The sequence below is a fragment of the Massilia sp. CMS3.1 genome, assembly GCF_051262535.1.
Classification (GTDB): Bacteria; Pseudomonadota; Gammaproteobacteria; order Burkholderiales; family Burkholderiaceae_D; genus Telluria.
This window is the reverse complement of sequence record NZ_JBIMES010000003.1, coordinates 133,151-159,216: the sequence shown is the minus strand read 5'-3', so window position 1 is coordinate 159,216 and position 26,066 is coordinate 133,151. Positions and strand designations below refer to the sequence as shown.

Annotated in this window: 20 protein-coding genes; 6 read left to right on the top strand and 14 right to left on the bottom strand. The window is 65.7% G+C overall.

What is annotated here, in order from left to right:
- Window positions 1-96: 96 nt before the first annotated feature.
- Window positions 97-903 carry a PEP-CTERM sorting domain-containing protein gene (locus ACHAC9_RS06680; RefSeq protein WP_435758395.1) on the bottom strand — a complete coding sequence of 269 codons (807 nt, stop codon included), beginning with the start codon at window positions 901-903 and terminating at the stop codon, window positions 97-99.
- Window positions 904-1,046: 143 nt separating this feature from the next.
- Between ACHAC9_RS06680 and ACHAC9_RS06675 the strand changes: the two genes are divergently transcribed.
- Entirely contained in the window at window positions 1,047-2,087 is a 1,041-nt protein-coding gene (locus ACHAC9_RS06675; protein WP_435758393.1) for a bile acid:sodium symporter family protein, read from the top strand.
- A gap of 20 nt (window positions 2,088-2,107) precedes the next feature.
- On the opposite strand, the gene ACHAC9_RS06670 is transcribed toward ACHAC9_RS06675, so the two are convergent.
- The 8 genes from ACHAC9_RS06670 to ACHAC9_RS06635 form a co-directional block, all read right to left on the bottom strand.
- Window positions 2,108-3,508, bottom strand: a complete 1,401-nt coding sequence (locus ACHAC9_RS06670; RefSeq protein WP_435758391.1) for an efflux transporter outer membrane subunit — start codon at window positions 3,506-3,508, stop codon at window positions 2,108-2,110.
- 8 nt (window positions 3,509-3,516) lie between these two features.
- Window positions 3,517-6,756 carry an efflux RND transporter permease subunit gene (locus tag ACHAC9_RS06665; protein WP_435758389.1) on the bottom strand — a complete coding sequence of 1,080 codons (3,240 nt, stop codon included), beginning with the start codon at window positions 6,754-6,756 and terminating at the stop codon, window positions 3,517-3,519.
- On the bottom strand, window positions 6,753-9,860 hold the full coding sequence (locus tag ACHAC9_RS06660) for an efflux RND transporter permease subunit (protein ID WP_435758387.1): 3,108 nt from the start codon (window positions 9,858-9,860) through the stop codon (window positions 6,753-6,755). The genes ACHAC9_RS06665 and ACHAC9_RS06660 overlap by 4 nt, the downstream gene beginning before the upstream one ends.
- A gap of 28 nt (window positions 9,861-9,888) precedes the next feature.
- Window positions 9,889-11,295, bottom strand: a complete 1,407-nt coding sequence (locus tag ACHAC9_RS06655; protein ID WP_435758385.1) for an efflux RND transporter periplasmic adaptor subunit — start codon at window positions 11,293-11,295, stop codon at window positions 9,889-9,891.
- A 282-nt stretch (window positions 11,296-11,577) separates the two neighbouring features.
- Window positions 11,578-13,434 (bottom strand): signal peptide peptidase SppA, encoded by a 1,857-nt coding sequence (gene sppA, locus ACHAC9_RS06650; protein WP_435758383.1) that lies wholly within the window; start codon window positions 13,432-13,434, stop codon window positions 11,578-11,580.
- Between the two features lie 24 nt (window positions 13,435-13,458).
- Window positions 13,459-14,937 (bottom strand): sodium:solute symporter, encoded by a 1,479-nt coding sequence (locus tag ACHAC9_RS06645; RefSeq protein ID WP_435758381.1) that lies wholly within the window; start codon window positions 14,935-14,937, stop codon window positions 13,459-13,461.
- A gap of 70 nt (window positions 14,938-15,007) precedes the next feature.
- Window positions 15,008-15,439 carry a hypothetical protein gene (locus ACHAC9_RS06640; protein ID WP_435758379.1) on the bottom strand — a complete coding sequence of 144 codons (432 nt, stop codon included), beginning with the start codon at window positions 15,437-15,439 and terminating at the stop codon, window positions 15,008-15,010.
- 143 nt (window positions 15,440-15,582) lie between these two features.
- The gene (locus ACHAC9_RS06635; protein WP_435758377.1) at window positions 15,583-17,115 is read right to left on the bottom strand and encodes an NYN domain-containing protein; all 1,533 of its coding nucleotides are present in this window, start codon (window positions 17,113-17,115) and stop codon (window positions 15,583-15,585) included.
- 227 nt (window positions 17,116-17,342) lie between these two features.
- Between ACHAC9_RS06635 and ACHAC9_RS06630 the strand changes: the two genes are divergently transcribed.
- On the top strand, window positions 17,343-19,001 hold the full coding sequence (locus tag ACHAC9_RS06630; RefSeq protein ID WP_435758375.1) for a sulfatase-like hydrolase/transferase: 1,659 nt from the start codon (window positions 17,343-17,345) through the stop codon (window positions 18,999-19,001).
- Window positions 19,002-19,004: 3 nt separating this feature from the next.
- Here ACHAC9_RS06630 and ACHAC9_RS06625 read toward each other — a convergent pair whose 3' ends face one another.
- The gene (locus ACHAC9_RS06625) at window positions 19,005-19,424 is read right to left on the bottom strand and encodes a DUF1810 domain-containing protein (RefSeq protein WP_435758373.1); all 420 of its coding nucleotides are present in this window, start codon (window positions 19,422-19,424) and stop codon (window positions 19,005-19,007) included.
- Window positions 19,425-19,485: 61 nt separating this feature from the next.
- On the opposite strand from ACHAC9_RS06625, the gene ACHAC9_RS06620 reads away from it, so the two are divergent.
- The 4 genes from ACHAC9_RS06620 (at window position 19,486) to ACHAC9_RS06605 (ending at window position 22,990) form a co-directional block, all read left to right on the top strand.
- Window positions 19,486-19,701 carry a DUF3820 family protein gene (locus tag ACHAC9_RS06620; protein ID WP_435758371.1) on the top strand — a complete coding sequence of 72 codons (216 nt, stop codon included), beginning with the start codon at window positions 19,486-19,488 and terminating at the stop codon, window positions 19,699-19,701.
- A 141-nt stretch (window positions 19,702-19,842) separates the two neighbouring features.
- Window positions 19,843-20,493, top strand: a complete 651-nt coding sequence (gene ribA, locus ACHAC9_RS06615) for a GTP cyclohydrolase II (protein ID WP_435758369.1) — start codon at window positions 19,843-19,845, stop codon at window positions 20,491-20,493.
- Window positions 20,494-20,591: 98 nt separating this feature from the next.
- Complete coding sequence (locus ACHAC9_RS06610; RefSeq protein WP_435758367.1) at window positions 20,592-22,028, top strand: S1 family peptidase; 1,437 nt, start codon at window positions 20,592-20,594, stop codon at window positions 22,026-22,028.
- Window positions 22,025-22,990 carry an FHA domain-containing protein gene (locus ACHAC9_RS06605; RefSeq protein ID WP_435758365.1) on the top strand — a complete coding sequence of 322 codons (966 nt, stop codon included), beginning with the start codon at window positions 22,025-22,027 and terminating at the stop codon, window positions 22,988-22,990. The genes ACHAC9_RS06610 and ACHAC9_RS06605 overlap by 4 nt, the downstream gene beginning before the upstream one ends.
- A 3-nt stretch (window positions 22,991-22,993) precedes the next feature.
- Here ACHAC9_RS06605 and ACHAC9_RS06600 read toward each other — a convergent pair whose 3' ends face one another.
- From ACHAC9_RS06600 to ACHAC9_RS06585, 4 genes are all read right to left on the bottom strand, one after another.
- Window positions 22,994-23,599 carry a phasin family protein gene (locus ACHAC9_RS06600; RefSeq protein ID WP_435758364.1) on the bottom strand — a complete coding sequence of 202 codons (606 nt, stop codon included), beginning with the start codon at window positions 23,597-23,599 and terminating at the stop codon, window positions 22,994-22,996.
- Between the two features lie 224 nt (window positions 23,600-23,823).
- The gene (locus ACHAC9_RS06595; protein ID WP_435758362.1) at window positions 23,824-24,378 is read right to left on the bottom strand and encodes an NADPH-dependent FMN reductase; all 555 of its coding nucleotides are present in this window, start codon (window positions 24,376-24,378) and stop codon (window positions 23,824-23,826) included.
- Window positions 24,379-24,423: 45 nt separating this feature from the next.
- Complete coding sequence (locus tag ACHAC9_RS06590) at window positions 24,424-24,696, bottom strand: hypothetical protein (protein ID WP_435758360.1); 273 nt, start codon at window positions 24,694-24,696, stop codon at window positions 24,424-24,426.
- Window positions 24,697-24,735: 39 nt separating this feature from the next.
- Window positions 24,736-25,983, bottom strand: a complete 1,248-nt coding sequence (locus tag ACHAC9_RS06585) for an MFS transporter (protein WP_435758358.1) — start codon at window positions 25,981-25,983, stop codon at window positions 24,736-24,738.
- Between the last annotated feature and the right edge of the window lie 83 nt (window positions 25,984-26,066).

The following is a 26,066-nucleotide window of genomic DNA, read 5'->3' as shown; positions in this document are numbered from 1 at the left end:
CGGATGAGAAAATTCAAGCGGGGAGTATAGCCCGGTTGCCAATGACGGGAAAACGATTTTTACCGTCATTAGCTGCGCTCAACGACTGCTTTCGGCTCAGGCGCGCTTGCGCTTGCGTGCCGCGACGACGGCAACGATGCCCAGGCCCAGCAGCGCGATGCTGCCCGGCTCCGGCACGTCGCTCGACTGCGTCTCGAAGTTGAAGGCGGTCACGTCCTGCCCCTTGAAGCCAACGGTCACATTGTCGACATAGCCGGTGAAGCTGCCGCTCCAGCCCGAGCCAATGCCGAACTCGATACCCAGGAGGGCAGTGTTCGCGCTCAGCACGTCGGCCGGTGTACCCGGACGTGGACCGTTCATCCACTCGTTCAGCGAGACGCCATACTGTTCGACCGTATTGCCCGGCGTGAACTGGCGCATCCAGAAGTTCCCGGCGAGGATGTCGCTCGTTGTCCACTGGTTCTCGATCATGCCGCCGCCATTGTAGATCTGTTCCCATACCAGGTAGCCGCGGTCGTCGGTGGTGGCGACATTGCCGTCGGCATCGTAGTTCAGGCGCAGTGCCGGCTGCAGGTGCGCGCTGGCGCTGCCGCCGGCGCTGCGGAACCAGTCATAGCTCAGCGCATCGAGCTTGCCCAGCGTGCGGCCTGACGAAAAGCCCCAGCTGTAGACGTAGTCGGCCTTGCCGCTGCCGTTCGGCATCGACATCTCGACCGAACCATTGCCATTGCGGGCCTTGGTGTTGGTGATCGCCGCGGTGCTGTTTTCGCGGACGTTGTTCAGGAACCAGTGGTTTGGTGCAACGGCCATGTCCTCCGGTGTCACGGTGATGGTTGAGGCGTGCGCAGAAGCGCCGCTTGTGGCAGCGGCGGCAATCAGGATGGCGCGAAGCAGCTTAGTCATGGTCAGGTCCCTGTTGAAAATATTGTTTCATATTATCATTATAAGTTGCATATATGTAAATTTATTCGGCAATGTCTATTGCCGGCAACACATTCCACTTCCTGCAGATAGAATGGCTGTCTTATCGCTGCTCTAAAGACCCCATGGGACGCATCACCTCTTCCTTCGCCACGCTCCCGAGCCGCCTCGCGCTCGACGCCTTTACCATCGGCCTGATGGTCATGGTGCTGCTCGCCACCCTGCTGCCGGCCAGGGGCCAGGGCGCCATCGTGCTGGGCCATATCACCACAATCGCCATCGGCCTGTTGTTCTTCCTGCACGGCGCCAAGCTCTCGCGCGAAGCGCTGGTCGCGGGCCTGACGCACTGGCGCCTGCACCTGCTGGTACTGGCCGGCACCTTCGCCATGTTCCCGCTGCTGGGCCTGGTGATCGAACCGCTGGCGCTCATGCTGCTCACGCCCGAACTGACGATGGGCATCCTGTTCCTGTGCGTGCTGCCCTCCACCGTGCAGTCATCGATCGCCTTCACGGCGCTGGCGCGCGGGAACGTCCCCGCGGCCGTCTGCAGCGCGACGGCCTCGAATTTTCTTGGCATTTTCCTGACGCCCGTGCTGGTCGGGGCCATGGTGCTGCAGGGGGCACAGGCGGCCGGGGGCTCGGGCCTGGCCCAGGTATGGAAGATCGTCGAACAGCTGCTGCTGCCCTTCCTCGCCGGCCAGTTGCTGCGTCCCTGGATCGGCGCCCTCATCGACCGCCACAAGCCGATGCTGCGCTATGTCGACCAGGGTTCGATTTTGCTGGTGGTCTACGGGGCGTTCAGCGAATCGGTGGCCGAGGGACTCTGGCAGCATATCTCGGGCATGACGCTGCTCGCGCTGACCGCCTTATCTTGCCTGATGCTGGCAATCGCCCTGGGTTTCGCCGCCTGGACCAGCCGCCGCCTCGGCTTCTCGAAAGAAGACGAGATCACGATCGTGTTCTGCGGTTCGAAAAAGAGCCTGGCCAGCGGCGTGCCGATGGCCAAGGTCTTGTTTGCGCCGTCGTCGCTGGGGATGATCCTCCTGCCGCTGATGGTATTTCACCAGATTCAGTTGATGGTGTGCGCGGTGCTGGCGCAGCGCTGGGCGCGGCGTCCAGCTGCATTACAGGAAACTGCGGAGACGCCAGCGAGGCTGCCCGGTTAGCCGGTCAGGGGTTTTCCGGTTCAAGGCGTGGCGCCCGCCTGCCAGCCGCCCCCGAGCGACTGGATCAGCGCCACCGCCACCGTCTGGCGATCGGCCTGTACCTGGACCAGCGAGCGGCGCGCGTTGAGCGCCGTGAACTGGGCCTGCACCACTTCCGTATATCCCACCTGCCCTGCCCGGTAACGGTTCATGATCTGCTGCTCGACCAGGTCGGCCGCTTCCGATGCCTGGCGCCGCAGCGCCTGCTGCTGGACCAGCACGCGGGTCGCCGTGAGCTGGTCCTCGACATCGGCGAAGGCATTCAACACCGTCTGGCGGTAGCGCGCGACCGCCGCCTGGTGGCGCGCCTCGGCGCCCGCAACGCTGGCGCGCGTGGCGCCGGCGTTGAAGATCGACTGCGCCGCCGACAGGCCGAAGGACCAGGCCGCGTTCGAGACCGAGAACAGGTCGCCGACGCGGCTGCCGCCGCTGCCGAGCGAACCGGAGAGACCGATGTTCGGGAAATAGGCCGCGCGCGCGATGCCAATCTCGGCGTTCGCAGCAGCAACGTCGCGTTCGGCGGCGGCGATGTCCGGGCGGCGCTGGAGCTGCGTCGCCGGCACGCCGACCGGCACGTCGGGCACGGCAACCTTCCAGTCCGCGCTTGGCGCCAGCGCGAACTGGCTCGGCGCCTTGCCGACCAGGATCGCGATCGCATGCTCGAACTGGGCGCGCTGGCGCGTCAACGACAAAGCTTCGCTGCGCGCATTGGCGAGCTGGGTCTGGGCCTGCAGCACGTCGGTGCGGGCGGCGATGCCGACGTTGAAACGGTTCTGCGTGATCTGCAGCTCGCGCTCATAGCCCGTGATCGTGCGGGTCAACAGCGCGCTTTGGGCGTCGAGCGCACGCAGCGTGAAATAGTTCGATGCCAGTTCGCCCTGGCTTGACAGGCGTGCGCTCGCGAGGTCGGCGGCACTGGCCTCGGCACCGGCCTGGGCGCTGGTGACGCCGGCGCGCAGGCGGCCCCACACATCCGGCTCCCAGCTGCCGCCCAGGTTCAGGCGATAGCTGCTCTCGGCACCTTGCGAGCGCACGCCGGACCGGTCGCCCGACAGGCCGAGCGACACGTTCGGGAACAGCGAGGCGCGCTGCTGGGCGACAGCCGCGCGTGCCCCCGCATAGTTGGCGGCGGCGAGCGCCACGTTCTGGTTCGAGACCTCGACGCCGGCCACGAGTCGATCGAGCACCGGATCCGCGAACAGCTGCCACCACGGCCCGCGTTCGAGGGCGTCGGCGGGTGCCGCCGGCACCCAGCCCTCGAGCTCCTTGAAGGCGATCGATTCCGGCGCGCTCGGACGCTGGTAGGCGGGACCGACTGCGCATCCGGCAAGGCTGAGCGCCAGGGCCAGCAGGGTCAGTCGGAACGTCTTGGATTTCTGCATAAACAATCTCATCTTGAAATGGAGGGTACGGCCTCGTCCTCGAGCGGGTGGCGCGCCAGTTCGTGCTCGTCCGGCTTGCGGTTGCGCAGCTTGTCGAGCAGGACGTAGACGACCGGCGTGGTCAGCAAAGTCAGTAACTGGCTCGCGATCAGGCCGCCGATAATGGCGATGCCCAGCGGCTGGCGCAATTCCGAGCCTTCGCCGAAGCCGATCGCCAGCGGCAGCGCACCGAGTGCGGCGGCGAGCGTCGTCATCAGGATCGGCCGGAAGCGCAGCAGGCAGGCTTCGCGCACGGCGTCCAGCGCCGAGACGCCTTTCGCGCGTTCCAGGTCGAGCGCGAAGTCGATGATCAGGATCGCATTCTTCTTGACGATGCCGATCAGGAGGAACACCCCGATCAGGGCGATGATCGAGAACTCCATGTTGAACATCATGAGCGCAAGCACCGCGCCGACACCCGCCGACGGCAAGGTGGACAGTACCGTGATCGGATGGATCAGGCTTTCGTACAGGATGCCGAGCACGATGTAGATGACGACGATCGCCGCCAGGATCAGCAAGGGCTGCTCCTGGCTCGACTCCTCGGCCGCGCGCGCCGTGCCTTCGAAGCTGCCGCGCACGTTCGACGGCATGGCGATGTCGGCTTCGGCCTGCTTCACTGCCGCCTTGCCGTCGTCCAGGTTGGCGCCTTCGGCCAGGTTGAACGAGACCGTGGTCGCCAGTTTGCCATCCTGGTGATTCACCGAGGTCGGCGTCGCGCTTTCGGCGAAGCTGGCAATCGCCGAAAGCGGCACCATCGTGGTAACGCTGCTGGAGAGGGCCGAACCAGTCGACGCGTCGCGCGTGGCCGTCAGGTTCGAGGCCGGCGCCGGGGTGCTGCCGCCCGCGTTCGCGGCCGTGTTGCCGCCCGTCGGGCGCGCCGGCACATACACATCCTTCAGCGCTTCGGGCGACTGCGCATACTTCTGAGCCACGCCCATGATCACGCTGTACTGGTTGCGCTCATCGTAGATCTTCGACACCTGGCGCTGGCCGAAGTTGTTGTACAGCGCGTTGTCGACGTCGCGCGTGTTGATGCCGAGGCGCGCGGCGCTGTCCTTGTCGATGGTGACGAACATCTCGACGCCGTTCTCGGCCAGGTCGGTGTCGACGTCGACCAGCGTGCCTTGCCTCTTCATGGCCTCGGCCAGCTTCGCCGCCCATTCCTTCAGGTCCTGCGCGTTATCGCTTTTCAGGGTGTACTGGTAAGTCGAATTGCTGGAGCGACCGCCCATGCGCAAGTCCTGCACGGGATTCAGGAACAGCGAAACGCCGGTGACGCGCGCGAGCTTGGGCCGCAGGCGCGCGATCACGGCCTGGCCTTTATCGACGCGCTCGGAGGCCGGTTTCAGGTTGATGAACATGAAGCCGCCGCCGGCACGGCCGCCGCCGGTGAAGCCGACCACGGTGTCGACTGCCGGATCGCGCTTGATGATGTTGACCAGCTGGGTCATCTTGCCCTGCATCGCCTGGAACGAGATGCTCTGGTCGGCGCGGATGCCGCCGCTGATCTGGCCGGTGTCCTGCTGCGGGAAGAAGCCCTTCGGCACCAGCGTGAACAGGTAGACGTTCAGGCCGATCACGAACACCAGGATGACCATCACCAGCGCCATGCTGCCCAAGGCCCAGTCGAGCGCGCGTTCATACACACGCAGCAGCCAGTTGAAGCCGCCCTCGAGCCAGCGCGCCACGCGTCCCGGCGGACGCTCGATCGTGTGGCCCTTTTTCAGCAGCCAGGCGCACATCATCGGCGTGGTGGTCAGCGAAATGACGAGCGAAATCATGACGGCAGCCGACAAGGTCACCGCGAACTCGCGGAACAGGCGCCCGACCTGCCCGCCCATGAACAGCAGCGGAATGAACACGGCCACCAGCGACAGGCTGATCGAGAGCACCGTAAAGCCCACTTCGCGCGCGCCGACCAGCGCGGCCTGCATGCGGTCCATGCCCGCCTCGATATGACGCGCGGTATTTTCCAGCACCACGATGGCGTCGTCGACCACGAAACCGGTGGCCACCGTGAGCGCCATCAGCGACAGGTTGTTCAGGCTAAAGCCCAGCAAGTACATGACGCAGAAGGTGCCGAGCAGCGAGACAACGGTGGCCACTGCCGGGATGACGGTCGCGCGCACGCTGCGCAGGAACACGCTCACCACCAGCACTACCAACAGGATCGAGAGCAGCAGCGTGAATTCGACTTCGTGCAGCGAAGAGCGGATCGAGCTGGTGCGGTCCGAGGCCACCTGGAGCGTCACGTCGCCTGGCAGTTGCGCCTGCAGGGACGGCAGCAGCGCGCGCACGCCGTCGACCGTCTCGATCACGTTGGCCGCCGGCTGGCGCGTGATCAGCACGATCACCGCCGGCTCGCCGTTGAACAGGCCCAGCGTATTGATGTTTTCCGGGCCGTCGATGACTTGCGCCACGTCCTGCAGGCGGATCGCGGCGCCGCCGCGCCAGGCGACGATGAGGTCGCGGTAGTCGGCGGCGCTGCGCCCACCGGTTGCCGTATCGGTTTGCGAATAGATCTGCAGGCGGTTGCCGTTGCCCTCGATCGCACCCTTCGGGCGGTTCGGGTTGCTCGACTGGATGGCGGCACGCACATCCTCGGCCGAGACACCATGGTGGTTCAGCGCATACGGCAGCAACTCCACGCGCACGGCCGGCAGCGAGCCGCCGCCGATCTCGACTTCGCCCACGCCCGGCACCTGGGCCAGGCGCTGCTGGACGATGTTCGAGACCGCGTCGTAGATCTGCCCGGGCGTCCGGCTTTTTGAGGTCAGCGCCAGGATGATCACCGGCGCATCCGACGGGTTGGCCTTGCGGTAGGTCGGGTTGCTGCGCAGGGTCGACGGCAGGTCGGCCCTGGCGGCATTGATCGCGGCCTGCACTTCGCGCGCGGCCGAATCGATCTTGCGGTTCAAATCGAACTGCAGGCTGACGCGGGTCGAGCCGTTGCCGGAGTTCGAGGTCATCTCGTTGACGCCCGCGATCACGCCCAGACGCCGCTCGAGCGGTGTCGCGACGCTGCTGGCCATGGTCTCGGGACTTGCGCCCGGCAAGGAGGCCGACACCGAAATCGTCGGGAAGTCGACTTGCGGCAGCGGCGAGACCGGCAGCACGAAGAAGGCGCCGATGCCGGCCAGCGCCAGTCCGAGCGTCAGCAGGACGGTCGCGATCGGGCGCTGGACGAAGGGTTTCGACAGGTTCATGCACCAACCTCGCGCTTACCGGTTGGCTGGGCCGGGGCCTTGCAGCTCCAGCGGCGCGACACGCGGTCAAACGCCAGGTAGATCACGGGCGTGGTGAACAGCGTCAACAGCTGGCTGACGATCAGGCCGCCGAAGATGGCCAGGCCTAATGGACGCCGCAATTCGGCGCCCTCGCCCCAACCGAGCATCAGGGGAACCGCCGCGAACAGGGCCGCGAGCGTCGTCATCAGGATCGGGCGGAAACGCAGCAGCGCCGCCTGGCGGATGGCGTCCAGCGGCGTCTTGCCCTGATCGCGCTCGGCCTCGATCGCGAAGTCGATCATCATGATCGCGTTCTTTTTGACGATGCCGATCAGGAGGATGATACCGATGATGCCGATCACGCCCAGGCCCTGCCCCGTGATCCAGAGCGCCAGCAGCGCGCCCACGCCCGCCGAGGGCAGCGTCGAAAGGATGGTCAGCGGGTGGATATAGCTCTCGTAGAGCACGCCCAGCACGATGTAGACGCAGACCACGGCGGCCAGGATCAGCCACAGCTGATTCGACAGCGAGTTTTCATACGCGCCGGAGGCGCCGAGGAAGCTCAAGGTGACGGAGGCCGGCAGCTTGATGTCGACGGCCGCCGCCCGGATCGAATCGACCGCCTGGCCGAGCGAGGTGCCTGACGCGGTGTCGAAGCCGATCGTCGTGGCCGGATATTGCGCCACGTGGGTCACTTGCAGCGGCGCTTGCTCTTCGCGAATCGTCGCCACTGCCGACAATGGCGTCGGCTCGCCCGAACTGGTGCGCAGCTGCAGGCGGCCGAGGCTTTCCAGGGACATCGCCTTGTCCTGCTGGGCTTCCAGGATCACGCGGTACTGGTTGGTTTCGGTGAAGATGGTCGAGACGATGCGCTGGCCGAACGCGCTGTAGAGCGCGTCGTCGATGTTCGCCGCCGTGATCCCCAGGCGCGATGCGGTGTCGCGGTCGATGTGCACGACGGCCGCGGTTCCCATGGCGCCGGCGTCGGTCGTCACGTTGCGCAGCTGCTTTTGCTGCGCCATGCGTGCAACGAGTTTGCGTGCCCACTCGACGACGGTAGCGTTGTCGGCGCCTTCCAGCGAGACGCGGTACTGGGTCGGGCCGCTTTCGGCGTCGATGGTCAGGTCCTGGGTCGGTTGCAGATACAGCGTCAGCCCGGCCACGCTGGCGACGCGGCGCTTCAGGCGCATCATGATCTCGTCCGGATCGCCGGCGCGGTCGCCCTTCAGGTTGATCAGCATGGTGCCGGTGTGGAGCATGGTGTTGTTGGCGGCATCGACACCGACGTTCGAGGCCAGCGACTCGACTGCCGGATCTTCCAGGATCGCCTTGGCCGCAGCCTGCTGCATCTCGGCCATGCGGTCGTACGAGATCGCCTGGCGCGCTTCGACGCGCGCCTGCAGCTGGCCCGTGTCCTGGGTCGGGAACAGGCCTTTCGGGATCATCATCCAGAGCAGCGCCGTCAGGACCAGCGTGGCAAGGGCGACAATCAAGGTCAAGCCCTGCCGTACCAGCACCCAGCCCAGGCCACGGTCGTATTGGTGGACCACGCGATCAAAAAAGGCCTGGGTCTTGAGGGCCCACTTGCCCGGTTTTTCCTCTTCATGGCTGCGCAGCCAGCGCGCCGCCATCATCGGCACCAGGGTCAGCGAGACGAGGCCGGAAATCAGGATCGTGATGGCGAGCGTCACCGCGAATTCGCGGAACAGGCGCCCGACCACGTCGCCCATGAACAGCAGCGGGATCAGGACGGCGATCAGCGACACGGTCAGCGAAATAATCGTAAAGCCGATCTGCGCGGCGCCCTTGATGGCGGCCGCCATCGGCTTTTCGCCCTCCTCGATATAGCGCGCGATGTTCTCGATCATGACGATCGCATCGTCGACCACGAAGCCGGTGGCAATCGTGAGGGCCATCAGCGACAGGTTGTTCAGGCTGTAGCCGAGCAAATACATGACCCCGAAGCTGCCGATCAGCGAGATCGGCACGGCGAGGCTGGCAATCACGGTGGCGCGGATGCTGTGCAGGAAGGCGAAGATGACCAGCACCACCAGCACCACGGCCAGCAGCAGCTCGATCTGCACGTGGTGCACCGAAGCGCGGATGCCGGTGGTGCGATCGGAGAGGACGTCAAGCCGCAAGGACCCCGGCAGGCTGGCCTGCAGTTCCGGCAGGCGTTCCTTGATCGCATCCACGGTAGCGATCACGTTCGCGCCCGGCTGGCGCTGCACGTTCAGGATGATCGCCGGTTTCAAGTTGGCCCAGGCGCCCAGGCGCACGTTCTCGGCGCTGTTGACTACCTGCGCCACGTTCTCGAGGCGCACCGGCGCGCCGTTGCGCCAGGCGACGATCAGTCCCTTGTAGTCCTCGACCGTCACCAGCTGGTCGTTGGCGTTGATCGCATACGCGCGGGTCGGACCGTCGAAGCTGCCCTTGGCGCTGTTGGCGTTGGCCGCCGTGATCGCGGTGCGCAGCGAGTCCAGGCCCAGGCCATACGAAGCCAGGGCCTCGGTATCGGCCTGGATCCGCACCGCGGGGCGCTGCCCCCCTGAGAGCGAGACCAGGCCCACGCCGGAGACCTGGCTGATTTTCAGCGCCAGGCGCGTGTTGACCAGGTTCTGGACTTCGGTCAGCGGCACCGTGTCGGAGGTAATGGCCAGCGTCAGCACCGGCGCGTCGGCCGGATTGACCTTGGCGTAGACGGGCGGCGCCGGCAGGTCGGCCGGCAGCAGCGAGCCGCCCGCATTGATCGCGGCCTGCACTTCCTGTTCGGCCACATCCAGGGTCTGGCCCAACCCGAACTGCAGGGTGACGACCGAGACGCCGGCGGCGCTGGTCGAACTCATGCGCGCCAGGCCCGACATCTGGCCGAACTGACGCTCAAGCGGCGCCGTCACCGTACGCGCCATGACTTCGGGACTCGCGCCGGGGTACAGGGTCTGCACCTGGATGGTCGGGAAGTCGACCTGGGGCAACGCCGAGAGCGGCAGGAATTTGTAGCCGACCATGCCGGCCAGCACGATGGCCAGCATCAGGAGGGCAGTGGCGACCGGGCGGCGGATGAAGGGGCCGGAGGGGCTCATGACAGCACCTCATACGCTGCGATGCCGATCATTGCGCCGCTCCCTCGCGTTGCTGGCGGCGCGGACGTTCACCCTGGGCGCCTGCTGCGCTCTGGGCACCCTCTGCCGCGGCGCCCTGCGCGGCACGTTCACCGCGGCCACCCTGGCGTCCACCTGCGCCACCCGCCGCCGGGCGGTCCCCCGGCAGCGTCACCTTCGCGCCATCCTTGAGACGATCGGCACCCTCGGTAATCACCTGCTCGCCGGCCTTCAGGCCAGTGACGACCTGCACCTTGTCGCCGGTGGCCTGCCCGCGCGTCACCGTGCGCAGCGCGACCGTGCGCGCTTCGGGGTTGAGGACATACACAAAATCGCCGTTCGCACCATGGCGCAGCGCGTTGACCGGCACCACGACGGCATCCTCGATCGTGCGCACCTGCAGGCGCAGGTTGACGAACTGGCTCGGGAACAGCTTGTTGTCGGTGTTTTCAAAACGGGCCTTGGCGCGCACCGTGCCGGTCTGGACGTCGACCTGGTTGTCGAGCGCCTTGAAGCGGCCGGTGGCGAGCGTCGTGCTGCGCGTGCGGTCGAGCGCTGTGGCGGGCAGCGTGGCATTTTCCGAAATGCGGCCCTGCAGTTCCGGCACCTGGTCCTGCGGCACCGCGAATTCGACGTCGATCGGCGAGAACTGGGTGATCACGGCAATGCCGGCGGCATCATTGCTGCCGACCAGGTTGCCGATATCGACGGTGCGCAGGCCGACCCGGCCCGCGATCGGCGCTTTCACCTGCGTATAGCTCAGGTTCAGGCGCGCCAGGTTTTCCGCCGCGGTGTCGGTCTTGACGGTCGCTTCGAGTTGCTTGACCAGGGCGGCCTGGGTATCGACTTCCTGGCGCGCGATCGAGTCCTGCTCGAGCAGCGTGCGGTAGCGCGACAGGGTCAGGCGCGCGCTTTCCAGCTGGGCTTCGTCGCGCTGGCGCTGGCCGGTCGCCTGCAGCAGGGCGATGTCGGACGAGCGCGGATCGATCGTCGCCAGCACCTGGCCGGCGCGGACCAGCTGCCCTTCCGTGAAGTTGATCTTTTGCAAGACACCGGAGACTTGCGGGCGCACCGTGGCAATCGCCGCCGGCGTGACGGTGCCCAGGGCTTCGAGCGTGACCGGGATGTCGACCTGCCCGGCCGTCGCGACCCCGACCGTGGTGGCCGGTGCGCCGCGCCGTCCGCCACCCCCGCCCCCGCCGGGTCCGCCGCCGCCCGCTCCACCGCGCGCCCCCGCTCCCGCGGCGCCGGGACCGGCCGCGCCGGCGCCTTGCGGCGTGCGGTGCGTCAGGTGCCAGGCCAGCGCTGCCAGCGCAATCATGGCCAGCACGGCGATGACGCTGCCGATCAGCTTGCTGCGCTTCTTGCGGCGAGTGTCGGTATTCTGGGTCTTGTTCGGGGAAACGGTGGAATCCATGCTCATCCTTGATGTTGGGCTTGCTGGCAAACCCATAAGTAAACAGCTCGGAATGTAGCACGCCGGGCACCCTGAATATGTTTCGTAACGTACATAGCACGGATGCCAACCCGGCGCCAATCCAGCAGGCCGGCGCCCATCTTTACGCCGCTTTACACCATAGAGCGCAGTAGCACGCAATTGGACGAAAAAACGGGCGCCGGATGATCCGGCGCCCGTCCTCGGGCCTGCTCGATTTGTAACAGCGGATACAAATCCGCTACATGGCTTAACGCCTGAACCTTATGGCAACTCGCACAGGCAGTGGGTCACGGCCGCGAACGGCTTCTTGCCATCGGCCAGCTCCGCCAGCCAGCCCAGGTCTTTCGCCACGCCGGCGACGGCGCCGGCCGGCAAGGCGTCCGGCAACACGCCGAGATTCACCTGGATGTTGACGGCCTGGCTGGCCGAGACACCGAGCATCGACAGCAAGCGCTCGAAGCTCGACCCCGGACGCTCGACGTAAGCGACGCGGAAGTCGTCCCCCATTTTCGCGCGCCTGGCCGCCGAGCGCAGCGCGTCGCCATAGCTGCCGAGACGGTCGACCAGGCCGCGTTCCTTCGCTTGCGCGCCGGTCCAGACCCGGCCCTGCCCGACTTCGTCGATCTTCGCCGGGGTGGTCTTGCGCGCCGCGGCCGCCTTGGTGGTGAACTCGCGGTAGACGTTGTCGATGCTGGCCTGGACCAGCTTGCCGAAGCGCGGATCGAGCGGACGCAGCGGATTGTAGGCATCGGCCAGCCAGGTGGTGGTGACGCCGGCCGTGCGCACGCCGAGTTTATCGGCCACGCGGTCGGCCGTCGGCAGGATCGCGAACACGCCGATGGACCCGGTAATGGTAGAAGGGTCGGCGATGACTTCGTCGGCCGCCATCGAGATCCAGTAGCCGCCGGACGCGGCCACGCTGCCCATCGAGACCACGACCGGCTTGCCGGCCGCGCGCGTCAGTTCCAGTTCGCGCCGGATCAGTTCCGACCCGTAGGCGCTGCCGCCGGGCGAATCGACGCGCAGCACCAGCGCCTTGACCGAGTCGTCTTCGCGTGCGCGGCGGATCATGTTGGCGGTGGAAAGGCCACCGACCACGCCCGGACCGCCCTGGCCATCGGTGATCTCGCCGGCGGCGACGATCACGCCGACCGAGTCGCCGAACGCCTTTTGCGGATTGCGCGCGAGGTAGTCGCCGAAGGACACCTGGCGGAAGGTCTTGCTCGACTTTTCATACTCGCCGCGCTTGATCATCATTGCGCGCACTTCGTCGCGGGTCTTGATGCCGTCGACCAGCTTTTCGCGCAGCGCCACCTGCGCCGCGTTGCCGCCGGCCGCTTCCAGCAGTTGCGGCAGCTGGTCGACGCCGCGCGCCACGGCGCCTGCCGCCAGCTTGCGGTTCTTCTCGACGGTGGCCGTGTAGCCCTGCCACAGCGCGCCGTACAGGTAGGTATCGGCTTCAAGCGATGCCTGCGACGGGCCGTTGCTGATGTAGGGCTCGGCAGCGCTTTTATAGGTGCCGACCTTCATCAGGTTGACCGTCACGCCCAGCTTGTCGAGTGCGTCGCGGTAATAGTTACGGTGCCGGCCAAAGCCTTCGATCAGCACCATGCCCATCGGATGCACATACACTTCGCTGGCGTGCGAGGCGAGCAGGTAGCGCTTCTGGTCGAAGTTGCCGCCCCAGGCAATCACCGGCTTGCCGGCCGCCTTGACGCGGTCGATCGCCGCGCCGACCTCGTGCAGCATGGCCAGTCCACCGCCATCGAGTTCGTCGAGTAGCAAATACACGCTGCCGATGTTCTTGTCCTTGGCGGCGGCATCGAGCACGACCAGCAGGTCGCGCAGCTCGATCATGCGGCGGCTCTCGCCGCCGACATTCGACAGCAAGGTATCGCGCAGGCCGCCCGTATGCTCTTCGACCAGGTCGCCGCGCAATTCCAGCACCAGCGCGGTCTTGTTACCGAGCGGCTTGGCGCCGCCGCCGAAGAACGCCACCAGCAAGGCGATCACGATGATCAGGAACAGGATATTGAGCAAAAAGCGGCGGGTGGCGTCTAACCCGCGCCAGAACATGCCGAAACCGCGGCGCAGGGAAGTCAAGGGCTTGAAGGACATCGAAACTCCACGAAAAAGGGAACGTCAGGCAGGAAGGTCAGACAAGGCGAGTTTGTTTGCTGTCTCTTTGTGCGAAATCGCAAACAGGCCGGCGAATACGAGTATGCCATTGACCATCAGCAGTTCAAGGCCCAACCGATAGCTGCCGAGCAAATATTGCTGATTGAACTCAAGGATCGCGCAAAGAATCGGCGCGCCGATCGTCACGAAGGGCACCAGACGATCGGTGAGCGTGCGCCGCGTCAGCATGCCGAAGGCAAACAGGCCCAGCAGCGGACCATAGGTGTAGGCGGCCAGCTTCAGGATCACGACGATCATGCTCGGTTCGTCGACCCACTTGAAGCCCATCACCAGCACCAGGAACAGCAGCGCGAAGCCCAGGTGGACATGGCGACGCAGGCGCTCCTGGGCTGCAACATCGAGGTCGGGGCGGCGCTTGATGCCGAGGATGTCGATGCAGAAGGTGGACGTGAGCGCCGTGATCGCGCCGTCGGCACTCGGGAACAGCGCCGACACAAGCGCGATCAGGAAGATGATCTGCACGGCTGCCGGCAGGTGGCCCATCACTACGGCGGGGAAGATCTTGTCGCCGGTTTCCGCGACGCCTGCCAGTCCCGCGTACAGGTAGAGCAAGCCGCCCAGGAACAAAAAAGAGGAGAGCACGACCACCAGCACGGCGGTGAGGCTGAGCAAATTCTTTTGCGAATCGGCCAGGGTCTTTACGGAGATCGTCTTTTGCATCATCTCCTGGTCCATGCCCGTCATCGTCAGCACGATGAAGATGCCGGCGACGAACTGCTTCCAGAAGAAATTCGGGCTGTCGAAGTCCCAGGTGAAAATGCGTGCCAGGCCTTGCGACTGCATCCGGTTCAGGCTCTCGAGCACGGACAGGTCGAGTTCGCCCAGCAGGAACCAGACGCAGGCAAACAGGCCAAACAGCATGCAGGTGGTCTGCAGCGTATCGGTCCAGACGATGGTCTTCACGCCGCCCTGGTAGGTGTACATCAGGATCATCGCCAGGATCACGAGCGTCGTGGCCCAGAACGGGATGCCGAGGCTATCCAGAATGATGGCCTGCAAAATGTTCACCACCAGATACAAGCGCGCGGTCGAGCCGAGCAGGCGCGATATGATGAAGAAGCCCGCCCCGCTCTGGTAGGCGCGGCGGCCGAGGCGCACGTTCAGATAATGGTAAATCGAAGTGAGTTTCAGGCGGTAATACAGGGGCAGCAGGATGTAGGCCACCGCGATGTAGCCGAAGACATAGCCGATTAAAATCTGGCCGTAGCCGAAGGCATCCTTGCCGACGGCGCCCGGTACGCTGATAAACGTAGCGCCCGAGAGCGTCGTGCCGACCATGCCGAAGGCGACCAGCATCCAGTTGCTGCTCTTGTTACCGATGAAGAAGCTGTCGTTGTCGGCGTTGCGGGAGGTGGCCCAGGCCACGCCGAGCAGGAGCGCGAAATAGCCGATGAGAATGCAGAAGAGAAGAACCGGGGACATGTGTTTCCGTGGGCGTTGACGTTTCGCCCAGCAATATACACCCAGAAGTGACCGTCAGCCACCGGCATCGCTACGCCTCCTCTCCCTCCACCCGCTCGAACGGCCCGATGCAGGCCTCCATCGTCTCGTCGCTGCACATCAGGAACAGCGCCCCCGACGGGTGGAAGCGCAGGAAATTGGTGGCCTGGGTGCCGACCTTGATGATCTCGCCCGAGCAATCCTTCTTGCCGTTGTCCTTCACGATGCGGTCTTCCAGCTTGTAGAAGCCTTTTGCGCTGGGCGCGTCGGGGATGCGGTATTCGCTTTCGGAAATTTCTTCCTTGCTCGTCACCAGGGTGGTGCCGTCGCCGCGGAAGCGGTAGGTTTCGACGCAGCGCAGTTCAGGCAGCGCCAGGCGCCAGATGCCGAGGATGGGATGGCTCGCTTTTGGCGCAGGCGGGGCGGCCTGCACCAAAGGCAGGAGGGCGACGAAGGACAGCAGCATTCCGGCAAGCGCACGCATGACATCTCCTTTACCACGGTGAATGGTCAATCGCTCCGACCGCGCGCCCTGCACCCTGCTTGCCCGCACGGATCTCCGGGCCGCCAGGGGCCGGTATGCTGCCACCTGCGCCGGCCCTGGCGGCCGGCTTCGTGCGAGCTTGCTTACGAATTGTCCGGCGTGCCCTTCGGCTTGGCCGGACGGCGGCTGCGGGCCGCCGGTGTGCGCGCCGCCGGCGTGCGTTCCGCCGGTTTGCGTTCCGCGGATTTACGTGCCGGGCGGTTCGCTGCGCCACGACCGGATGAGGTGCGCGTGGCAGTGTTGTCGTTCGATGCGACGTTCCCGTCTACATCGCCAGGCAACACGTCGTCATCCTCGTCATCGCGGGCAAGCGCCGCCACCGGTATTGCGACCTCGGCGACCGGCACCGGGGCCGGCGTTGCGTCGGCCGCCAGGGTCTCGGCTGCGGCCTCGACAGGCATGGCAGCAGCCTTCTTGGCAGCCGGTTTGCGGGTCGCGCGGCGGCCTTCCTTTTTCGCCGGCGCCTCTTCCTCCAGCACTGCCGGTTCGACGACGGCGATCACTTCTTCGAGGGCGGGCGGCGCAGGCCAGGCCTCGGATCCGGCGTCGGCCTCTTTCTCCACCACCGGTTCCGCCTCCGCCACCTCGTCCGGCGTCACGGCCACGAACGGCGTGTCGCCGCGGGTATTCTTGCGGCCACGTCCACCGCGGGTGCGGCCCTTCCCCTTGCCCTCTTCCTTTGCCTCGACCGCCGCGGGTGCGTCGTCGCCCTCGGCAATGAGGTCGCTACCGGCGAGGATGGTCTCGGGCGACAATGGCCCCTCGGACGGCAGCGCGGCGATCGTGCCGCTGCTGCGATAGACGAAGGTGCCCGATTTTTCGTCGCGTCCGAATTCGAACAGGCCGCGCACTTGCGCTTCTTCGAGCAGGTTGCCGAAGGTGCGGAAGCCGTAATACACCTCGGAGAATTCCGGACGGCGGCGCTTCAGGGTGTCCTTCAGCAGCGAAGCCCAGATCTTGCCGGTATCGCCGCGCTCGGAGACGAGCGCATCGAAGGTCTCGGCGACCATTTCCAGTGCCTGGGTCTTGCGCGCTTCGAGTTCTTCCTTGCGGCGGTCGTCGCTTGGGCGCTTGTTGTTCTGCGGGGCGGCTTTGCGTGCTTCTTGTACTTCCTTGCGTTTGGCGGCGGCGCGGCTAACTTCGCGCACCAGGTCGTCGTAAAAGATGAATTCGTCGCAGTTGGCGACCAGCAGGTCGGAGGTCGACTGCTTCACGCCCACGCCGATCACCTGCTTGTTGTTCTCGCGCAGTTTCGACACCAGCGGCGAAAAGTCGGAGTCGCCGCTGATGATGACGAAGGTGTTGACGTGCGACTTGGTGTAGCACAGGTCGAGGGCGTCGACGACGAGGCGGATGTCGGCCGAATTCTTGCCCGACTGGCGCACGTGCGGAATTTCGATCAGTTCGAAGTTCGCTTCGTGCATCGTCGACTTGAAGCCCTTGTAGCGGTCCCAGTCACAATACGCCTTCTTGACGACGATGCTGCCCTTGAGCAGGAGGCGCTCGAGGACCGGCTTGATGTCGAATTTCTCGTAATTCGCGTCGCGTACGCCCAGTGCGACATTCTCGAAGTCGCAGAAGACGGCCATGCTGATGTTATCGGATGATGAAGCCATAAGTTTTTTATTTTCTGATAAGAGAAGACAGTTACGCCGCAGATTATACGCACAACCTCAATTTCTCCTCGCGCAAGTTCAGTCCATGCTGTTGCGTTGCGATGTCATCATTGCCACGCGAAAAAGTTTTTTCTCACGCGATGTGCATACGCGGCGCCAACGGTATTACACTCGCTTCCGGAAAGAATGTTTCTTCCTGTATTGCAACCTTTGAACGAGACTGCGCCATGCATTCCAGCGTTTATGAGCGCGCGCGCCTCGCGCAGGCTGCCCTGGTGGCGCATCCGGCGCTCGCCCTGCGCCGCGCGTTGCCGCTGCTGCTGATCTGCGCCGCCCTGCTCGGCGCGATCCTTGCGGGCCACGAGGGCACGCGCAGGTGGCAGGTGCTGGTGCTGGCAGTGCCGGCCTGGGCCTGGCTATGGTGGCCGATGCGTACCCGCGCGCGGCGCCTGGCCCAGGGCCTGCTGTGCTTCGGCCTCTGCCTGGGCTTCGTGCTCGATGGCGCGCTGCGCGGGTTCCTGATGTCGGCCTACGATACGCTGCCCAACAGCGCCATGGTCTTGAGCGCGGTGGCGAATACGACCGGCGGCGAGTCGATGGAATTCGTAAACATGTGCTGGCGCGACCTGCTGGCCTGGGCCGGGTTCGCCCTGCTGTGCGTGGCCGTGCTGGGGGCGGGCCTCTTCGCCTGGTGGCGTTCGCCGCCGGCAGCGCCGCGGCTGCGCGGCCCGGCCATTGCCGTCGCACTGCTGATCGCAATACTGGTGCTGAGCGCTTTCGTGAGCAACCCGTGGCGGCGCCATCACCCGTTTGCCTTCTGGCCGCATTGGGTGCAGGACGTGCGCGACCTGCGCCAGCAATGGGCCGATTTCGATCGCCAGCGCGCGCAACTGCTCAGCTCCGCCGCCGCCATTGGGCCGACCCTGTCGGGCGCCTCACCGGACACCCTGGTGCTGGTCATCAGCGAGAGCATGAACCGCAGTAACCTGAGTAACTACGGCTATGCGCGCCAGACCTCGCCGCAGCTGCTCGAGCGCGAGCGCACCCTGGGCGGGCAGCTGCAAGTGTTTCGCCATGCCTGGTCGGTGAACGCCTCGACCGTGCCGGCGCTGCGCAACCTGTTCTATTTCGGCAGCCCCGAAGCGAAGGAGCGCACCCACCTGCTGGCGCTGGCGCGGGCCGCCGGCTACCGCACCTTCTGGATCAGCAACCACAACGACCTGGCGATCGAACAGGAGCACGCGCGCCTGGCCGACGAGGTGCACCTCCTGAACAACACCCCGGGCCGGGCCTCGCGCGCGCTCGACGAACAACTGCTGCCGGCCACGCGCGCGGCACTCGCCGATCCGGCCCCGCGCAAACTCATCGTCCTGCACATGCTCGGCCTGCACCCGCACTACCGGATGCGCCACCCGGACGGATTGGACCCGTTCGCGCATGCCGCCGACCGTGTCGACGCGCGCATGCGCAGCGAAGGGCGTCCCGCCTGGCTGCGTGAACTGCGCAATGACTACGATTCGGCCGTGCGCTATCACGACAGCACGGTCGCAGCCACGCTCGACCTCGCACGCGCGGCGGCGGGCAGGCAGACCTGGGTGTTCCTGTCCGACCACGGGCAGGAGGTCGGCCACACGCGTGACCGCGCCGGCCACAGCGCGACCACGCCCGACGGCTACCGCATTCCGCTGATGCTGTGGAGTTCCTTCGGCGCCCCGGCGCCAAGCCAGGCTGTGGGGATGCCGGTACGCGGCGACTGGTTCGGATTCAGCCTGGCGCACCTGCTCGGCATCGAATGGCGCGGCGCGCAAGCGCACCGGGATGTGCTCGACCGCCGCTACCGCTGGCAGGCGCCGAACCTGCCCGTGACGATCGATTTCGGGACGTAACGCTTACAGCAGTGCCATCGTCGCCGGGTCAGGGCGGCCGTCGAAGAACTGGTCCAGGCAGGTCTGGAACACCGCTTCGTCGGGGGCGATGTCGTTAAACAGCGTCATCGACGAATGGAATTTGCGGTCGTCGGGACTATCGAAGATGGCGCCGATGTCCATGTCGGGGTGCAGGGCGACCAGGCGCGCGCATTCGCGCAGGCGCGGGCCCAGCACCGGATGGGCGAGGTAGGCCGCGGCCTCGTCGCTCGAACCGATGGCGTAGCGGCGTGCGATCTCGCTCTGGCCCAGCCCGGCCATTTGCGGAAACACGAACCACATCCAGTGGCTGCGCTTCCTGCCCGTGCGCAGTTCGGCCAGGACATCTGAATACACCGGATCCTGGGCGCTGACGAAGCGGTCGAGGTCGAATTCAATGTCCATGGCGGTCTCCCAAGAGCGTTCATGCTAACCCGTTTGCGGTTTTTGCTAAAGTAGCGTCACGATGAAACCTGAACACCTGCTCCTGCTGCTGACACGCGAGATGCCTTTTGGGAAGTACGAAGGCCGAAAAATCGCCGACCTGCCCGGCCACTATCTCGGTTGGTTCGCGCGCGAAGGCTTTCCGCGCGGCGAACTTGGCGAACTGCTGGCCCTGATGTACGAACTCGACCACAACGACTTGCGCGGCCTGCTCGATCCGCTGCGGGGCAGACGCTAAGAGCCTATCCCAGTAGCCTGGAGTCGCTGCCGGGATAGGCTCCAAGGCCAGGTTCCAAGGGGCTGGCGAGGCCTCAGGCGCACGGCCGTGGCCGATTTCTCTTATACTTACCGGTTACATCCATCCGCACCAAAGCACAGCATGTCCAACAACGCAACGCCCGCCGCTTCCCTGCTCGACTACGTCACGTCCTGCGCGCTGCCCACGCCCTGGGCCCAGTTCACGCTGCACGCCTTCGTCGAACACTCGACCGGTAAAGAGCACCTGGTGATGGCGCTGGGCGACATCGGCAATGGCGAGCCGGTGCTGGCGCGGGTGCACTCGGAATGCCTGACCGGCGACGTGCTGTTCTCGCAGCGCTGCGACTGCGGCGCCCAGCTCGAAGGCGCGCTGAAACGCATCGCCGCCGAGGGCCGCGGCGCCCTGCTCTACCTGCGCCAGGAAGGCCGCGGCATCGGCCTGGTGAATAAAATCCGCGCCTACCGCCTGCAGGAAGCCGGCGCCGACACGGTGGAAGCGAACCTGCAGCTGGGCTTTCATGCCGACGCCCGCAACTACGAGCTGTGCCTGCCGATGCTGGAACAGTTCGGCATCAGGCAAGTCAAGCTGATGACCAACAACCCGCGCAAGATCGACGCCCTGACGCGCCTGGGCATCGAGGTGACCGAACGGGTGCCGCTCTTGGTGAACCGGAATGCCTTCAACAACAGCTACCTCGACACCAAACAGGCCAAGCTCGGCCACATGATGAGTCCGCAGGCTGCGCTGGTTCCTGAAGATGGCGAACTGTAACGTTCTGCAGACAAACACATAGGGTGGCAAACTAGGAGTCACTGACTGCTGATCGTGCTGGCTGGCCCCGGGCGGCGCCGCCCGCCTTCGCCACCGCCATGAAATTCGCCACGAGCCTGTTCCTGTCCTGCTCTCTGGGCAGCGCCCTTGCGGTCCCCGCGGGAGTCCCGCCGGCTGTGCGCGCGCAGCCGGCAGCGCCGTTGCCCGCTGCCAGGGAAGGGACGGCGCCGCCGCTCGCGATCCCGCCGGCAACGCCACCCGGCACCACGCCGCCCGCACCCGGCCCCGGCGAACTCGACACCACGACTGCCCTGCCCCCGCCCTCTTCCGCCGCCCAGCAGCTGTACTCGTCGGCCCAGGCCGACCTGTTGCAGATCCGCATGCTGCTGAAAAACGGGCGCACCCAGTCCACGGTCGGCTCGGGCTTCCTGGTAGGAACGAGCAACCTGGTACTCACGAATTACCATGTGGTCTCGCAGATGGCGCTCGATCCCGAGGTGTATGCCGGCGAATTCGTCGACACCGACGGCAAGCGCGGGCCAGTCGAACTGCTGGCGGTCGATGTGCTGCACGACCTGGCGGTGCTGCGCGTGAACCGCAACGGCACCGGTTTTTTCATCGTGCCCGAGCAACCCGTGAAACTGAGGCAAGGCCAGGACCTGTACTCGCTGGGCAATCCGCTCGACCTGGGCTTCGCGATTTCCGAAGGAGCCTACAACGGCGTGGTCAGCCGCAGCTTTTACGATCAGCTGATCTTCAGCGGCCCGATCAATTCCGGCATGAGCGGCGGCCCCAGCGTCACCTCTGGCGGCACCGTCGCCGGGATCAACGTATCGAAGCGGCGCGACGGCGAAGCGGTCAGCTTCCTGGTGCCGGTGAAATATGCCCAGGAGTTGCTGCGCCGGGTCGCGGGCCAGCGTGCAAGGCCGAAGGACTTCAATCCCCTGATTGCCGAGCAATTGCTGGCGCACCAGCGTGCAATGGTCGCACGGCTGCTCGACACCCCGCTCTCGATCAAGAACATGGGCCCTTACCTGGTGCCGGTGCGCGAATCCGGCCAGGTACGCTGCTGGGGCCGCTCGAACGTGATGATGGAAGCGACCTACAGCGCCGATACGCTCAGCTGCGCAATGGAGTCCGCCATCTATGTCTCGGACACCCAGCAGACCGGCCAGGTGTCGATGACCCACCAGTACCTGCGCTCGGCGACCCTGCATCCGCTGCGCTTCGCGGCCCTGGCCAGCAGCCAGTTCGGCGTCGACCGGCTCGGCAAGACGCGCGACGCGCGCTTGACCGGGCCGCTGTGCAGCGAGCGCTTCGTGCATTCGAACACGCTGCCGCTGCGCGCCGTGACCTGCGTGCGCGCCTACCGCAAGTTCCCGGGCCTGTACAACTTCACCCTGCTCACCGCCAGCACCGACAATCCGCAGGCCAGCCTGCAAAGCCGGCTCGACGTCTCCGGCGTCTCGTATGAAAACGGCATGCGTGTGGCGCGCGCCTTTCTGAACGCGCTCGGGCGCAGCGGAAAATTATGACGGGCCCGTGGTTCATCGAAACCCTCGCGCGGAGCGGCGACGTGCTGCACCGGCACCGGGTTGAGACCTTGCCGATCCGCATCGGTCGCGGCTACGACAACGATTACATCCTCGATGACGCCTACGCGGCCCCGTGCCATGCGCTGGTCGACGTGGACGCGCACGGCACCCTGGTGCTGACGGATCTCGGCACCAAAAATGGCATCAATCACGCGGGAAAACGCGGCTCCCGCCTGGCGCTGGCGGGCAATACGGTCGTACGGCTCGGCCACACCACGCTGCGCATCCGGGCGGCGGACTTTCCGGTGCCGCCGGAACTGGTCGACCGTACCATGCACGGCTGGGAAGGCGCGCTGCCGGGGCTGGCCGGCGCCCTGCTGGTGTCGATCGTCGCATTGTTCACGATGTGGCTTGCCGACACCCAGCCGTTCCGGCCATTTCGCTACCTGCTGGCGCTGGCCTACGGCCTTGGTGCCGGCCTGGTGTGGAGTGGCCTGTGGGCGTTCGGTAACCGCCTGTTCGGACGCCACGCCCGGCTCGGCCGTCACTTGTTCGTTTTTGGGTGCGGCATCGCGGCGCTGATGCTGTTCCGGCTGGCATCCTCCGCCGTCGGCTACGCGTGGTCGATTGAAGTCTTTACCCGCTATGGCTCGCACGTGGCGATCCTGCTGGTGGCGGGCATGGTGTACTTTCACCTGGCGACGGTCAAGCCCGAACCGCGCAAGCGCTACGCGGTCATCTGCGCGGCGCTGGCGGTACTCGGTTCGGGCCTGGTCCTGATCAGCAACGACCAGCGCAACGGCCGCCTGGCCGACGAACTCTATATGTCTGTGCTGCTGCCGCCGGAGATGCGCGCCACGCCGGACGACAGCGTGGACGATTTCCTGGCGGACGTCGCGGCCATGAAAGTAAAGCTCGACCGCGAACGGCAGGACGGAGGCGGCGCCGGTAGCGGCGAGTAGGGCTTACGTGTTGTGCTGCGCGCCCTTCCCGGTCTGGGAACCGCTTGGGGTGCCTTCCGGCTTCGCGGAAGTGCTGCCCTGGCTCGATCCGGCGCCGCCGCTTTGCATGCTCGCGCCGGCTGGGGCACCCGATTGGGCACGGTCATGGCCGTTGCCGGTCTTGAACGGATCGACGAAGCGCTGCAGCGTGTCCTGACCCTGGCGCAGGCCGCGCTGGGTTTCTTCGGTCGCATTGCGCGACACCTCGTCGGCCAGCTGGCGCGCGGTCTGGGTCGTTTTCTGCACGTGCTGTTCAGTCACGCGTGCCAGTTCGACCTGGGCGTCGGCTGCAACGCGCGAGATGTGCTGCTGGTAAGCACGCAGCTTTTCAGTGGCGGGCTGGGCGCGCGAGGCGGCGGCGCTCAAAACTTCGCTCTGGCGATCGGCCGTCAGGATCTGCTGGCTTGCCAGCGCCGTTTCCTCGAGCATGGTCTGCACCAGCTGGATGTTCAGGTTGCACATCTGCTGGAAGGATTGGAACAGCGACTTCGACATGTCGTTCATGAACGCGGTTTGGGCGTCCAGATGGGTACGCACTGCAGGGGTGATCGATTGTGAAAATGGATACATGCGTGGCCTCTTCATGGGTAGTGGTTATTTGAGTAGTCCGGCGCATGGCCCAGAGGCCCGCGCCGGAGTTTCGTCCGGAGGCGCCATGTCCGGGAAGGACGGGCGCCTTTGAACGAAGCATCAAGGCTAGGGCAGCACGAGGTCGACTGTTTGCGCTAGATCAAACGTGCGCAGTCAATAACAAGAAGATAAGCACTGTGCATGGAACCAGTTCCCTGGAGAAATCAGCCGGCCTGACGTTCCACCCAACCCGCAAACGCGTCGACGAAAGTTTGCAAAAATGCACGTAGCGACGCGTCGGTCAGGGTGTCGCCGTCGAACTTGTCGGCGATGCCGCCCAGATAGGCTTCCGGTGAAGGCATGGCCGGCATGGCCAGGAAAGGCAGCATCTGGCGCAGGTGGTGGTTGGCGCCGAAGCCGCCGAGCGCGCCCGGCGACTGGCTGACGATGGCGCAGGGCTTGCCGGTCCAGGCAGCCTTGCCGTAGGGGCGCGAGCCGACGTCGATCGCGTTCTTCAGCGCGCCCGGCACCGAGCGGTTGTATTCCGGCGTGATGAAGAGGATGCCGTCGGCGGCGCGAATCCGCTCGCGAAAGGCGGTGAAGGCCGGCGGTGGGGTCGCGGTGTCGATGTCCTGGTCATACATCGGCAGGTCACGGATCTCGACGATTTCCATGTCCAGCTTGCCTTCGGCGAGCTCAGTCATGACCTTCGCCAGCTTGCCGCTGTACGAGTCCTTGCGCAGGCTGCCCACGATGATTGCGATTTTTTTCGATGTCATGCGATCCTCTTTCTGTGTTGTCAAAATGTCGATGGTAACCGCCATTCAAATACGGCCGCGCCGGAATGCCGCGAGAAACGTGCGCGCCTGCGCCGCACTGAGCACCTCTACCTTGTCGCCATGCCAGGCGAACAGGAAAGGCTCGCCGCCGAGCCGGTCGCTGAGCTTGGCGTTGAGGAGGAAACGGGTGCCGGCCGGGTACCGTGCCGGGTCGCTCAACGCGCGCGCGCACTGGACCCGCATCGAGGGCGCAAAGGCCTGGCCCGGCATCGGGCGGATGCGCAAGCGGCCGCTGCGCGGGTCAGGCACCGAGTGCACGGCCACCTCGCGGTAGGCCCAGCTGTCGCGCGCCATGCGTCAAGCCTTCGCCAGCGGCACGCCGGGGCGTACCACCGGCGCTTCGCGGATCGGCAGGTTGACCAGGGCCGCCGCCAGTGCCAGCGCGATGTCGGCGTACCACATCCAGCTGTAGTCGCCGAAGCGGACAAACGACAGGCCGCCGAGCCAGGCGCCGAAGAAGCCGCCGATCTGGTGCGACAGCAGCGTCAGGCCAAACAGCGTGGCCAGGTAGCGCGTGCCGAACAGTTTACCGACCAGGCCGGCGGTGGGCGGCACTGTGGCCAGCCAGGTGAAGCCGAGCGCGCCGGCGAACACATAAAAGGTGAACGCCGTCTTCGGCGCCAGCAGGTACAGGGCGATGATCACGGCACGGCTGAAGTACATCAGCGCCAGCAGGTTTTTCATGCGATAGCGTGTCGACAACGCGCCGGCGGTGAGGCTGCCTGCGATATTGAACAGGCCGATCAATCCGAGCGCGGTGCCGGCCACGCCGACCGGCAGGCCGCACAGCGCGACCTCCCCCGGCAAGTGGGTCACGAGAAAGGCGATATGAAAGCCGCAGGTGAAAAAGCCCGCATGCAGGCACAGGTAGCTGCGGTCGCGCAGCGCTTCCCTCAGCTGCTGGGTCAGGCCGATGCCGACGATGGGTGCAGCACCGGCCGCCGCGACGGTCGGCTGCGCCGGTTTGCGTCCACGCATCAGCCAGGCCAGCGGAATGGTCAGCAAGGTCGTGGCCGCCATCGTGAACATGGCGATGATCCAGCCGGGTCCGGCAATCAGGAATTGCATCAGCGGCGAGAAGACGAACTGGCCGAAGGAGCCGCCGGCATTGATGAAACCCGAGGCGAAGGGGCGGCGTGCGGGCGGCAGGCGCTGGGCGGTAGCGCCGATCAGGATCGAAAAGCTGCCGGCACCGGCGCCCGCCGCGGAGAGCACCCCCATGGTCAGCAGCAGGCCCCATTCCGAACTCACGAAAGGCGTGGCCGCCAGCCCGCCCGCCAGCAGCAGCGCGCCGATCACGATCACCCGCGCCGGTCCGTACTTGTCGGCAATGGCGCCAAACACCGGTTGCGAGGCGCCCCACATGAACTGGCCCACGGCCAGCGCGAAGCTGATTGTCGCCACGCCCAGGCCGGTTGCGGTATTCAGGGGCGAGAGGAACAGGCCGGTCGTCAGGCGCGCGCCCATCGTGATCATCAGGATCGCGCTGGCGGCAAGGATCAGGAGCCAGGCGGCGCGCGGCGACATGTCGGTGTGGGTGCTCATCATCATCCCGTTATTATTGCCGCGTGCGCATGCAGGCGGAATTGGAATGAGAGTTTAACAACGAAGCGCGGGTCTTGCTGGCG

Coding starts and splice junctions, on each gene's coding strand:
- ACHAC9_RS06680 (WP_435758395.1), bottom strand. CDS start 903: ATGACTAAGCTGCTTCGCGCCATCCTGATTGCCGCCGCTGCCACAAGC.
- ACHAC9_RS06675 (WP_435758393.1), top strand. CDS start 1,047: ATGGGACGCATCACCTCTTCCTTCGCCACGCTCCCGAGCCGCCTCGCG.
- ACHAC9_RS06670 (WP_435758391.1), bottom strand. CDS start 3,508: ATGCAGAAATCCAAGACGTTCCGACTGACCCTGCTGGCCCTGGCGCTC.
- ACHAC9_RS06665 (WP_435758389.1), bottom strand. CDS start 6,756: ATGAACCTGTCGAAACCCTTCGTCCAGCGCCCGATCGCGACCGTCCTG.
- ACHAC9_RS06660 (WP_435758387.1), bottom strand. CDS start 9,860: ATGAGCCCCTCCGGCCCCTTCATCCGCCGCCCGGTCGCCACTGCCCTC.
- ACHAC9_RS06655 (WP_435758385.1), bottom strand. CDS start 11,295: ATGGATTCCACCGTTTCCCCGAACAAGACCCAGAATACCGACACTCGC.
- sppA (WP_435758383.1), bottom strand. CDS start 13,434: ATGTCCTTCAAGCCCTTGACTTCCCTGCGCCGCGGTTTCGGCATGTTC.
- ACHAC9_RS06645 (WP_435758381.1), bottom strand. CDS start 14,937: ATGTCCCCGGTTCTTCTCTTCTGCATTCTCATCGGCTATTTCGCGCTC.
- ACHAC9_RS06640 (WP_435758379.1), bottom strand. CDS start 15,439: ATGCGTGCGCTTGCCGGAATGCTGCTGTCCTTCGTCGCCCTCCTGCCT.
- ACHAC9_RS06635 (WP_435758377.1), bottom strand. CDS start 17,115: ATGGCTTCATCATCCGATAACATCAGCATGGCCGTCTTCTGCGACTTC.
- ACHAC9_RS06630 (WP_435758375.1), top strand. CDS start 17,343: ATGCATTCCAGCGTTTATGAGCGCGCGCGCCTCGCGCAGGCTGCCCTG.
- ACHAC9_RS06625 (WP_435758373.1), bottom strand. CDS start 19,424: ATGGACATTGAATTCGACCTCGACCGCTTCGTCAGCGCCCAGGATCCG.
- ACHAC9_RS06620 (WP_435758371.1), top strand. CDS start 19,486: ATGAAACCTGAACACCTGCTCCTGCTGCTGACACGCGAGATGCCTTTT.
- ribA (WP_435758369.1), top strand. CDS start 19,843: ATGTCCAACAACGCAACGCCCGCCGCTTCCCTGCTCGACTACGTCACG.
- ACHAC9_RS06610 (WP_435758367.1), top strand. CDS start 20,592: ATGAAATTCGCCACGAGCCTGTTCCTGTCCTGCTCTCTGGGCAGCGCC.
- ACHAC9_RS06605 (WP_435758365.1), top strand. CDS start 22,025: ATGACGGGCCCGTGGTTCATCGAAACCCTCGCGCGGAGCGGCGACGTG.
- ACHAC9_RS06600 (WP_435758364.1), bottom strand. CDS start 23,599: ATGTATCCATTTTCACAATCGATCACCCCTGCAGTGCGTACCCATCTG.
- ACHAC9_RS06595 (WP_435758362.1), bottom strand. CDS start 24,378: ATGACATCGAAAAAAATCGCAATCATCGTGGGCAGCCTGCGCAAGGAC.
- ACHAC9_RS06585 (WP_435758358.1), bottom strand. CDS start 25,983: ATGAGCACCCACACCGACATGTCGCCGCGCGCCGCCTGGCTCCTGATC.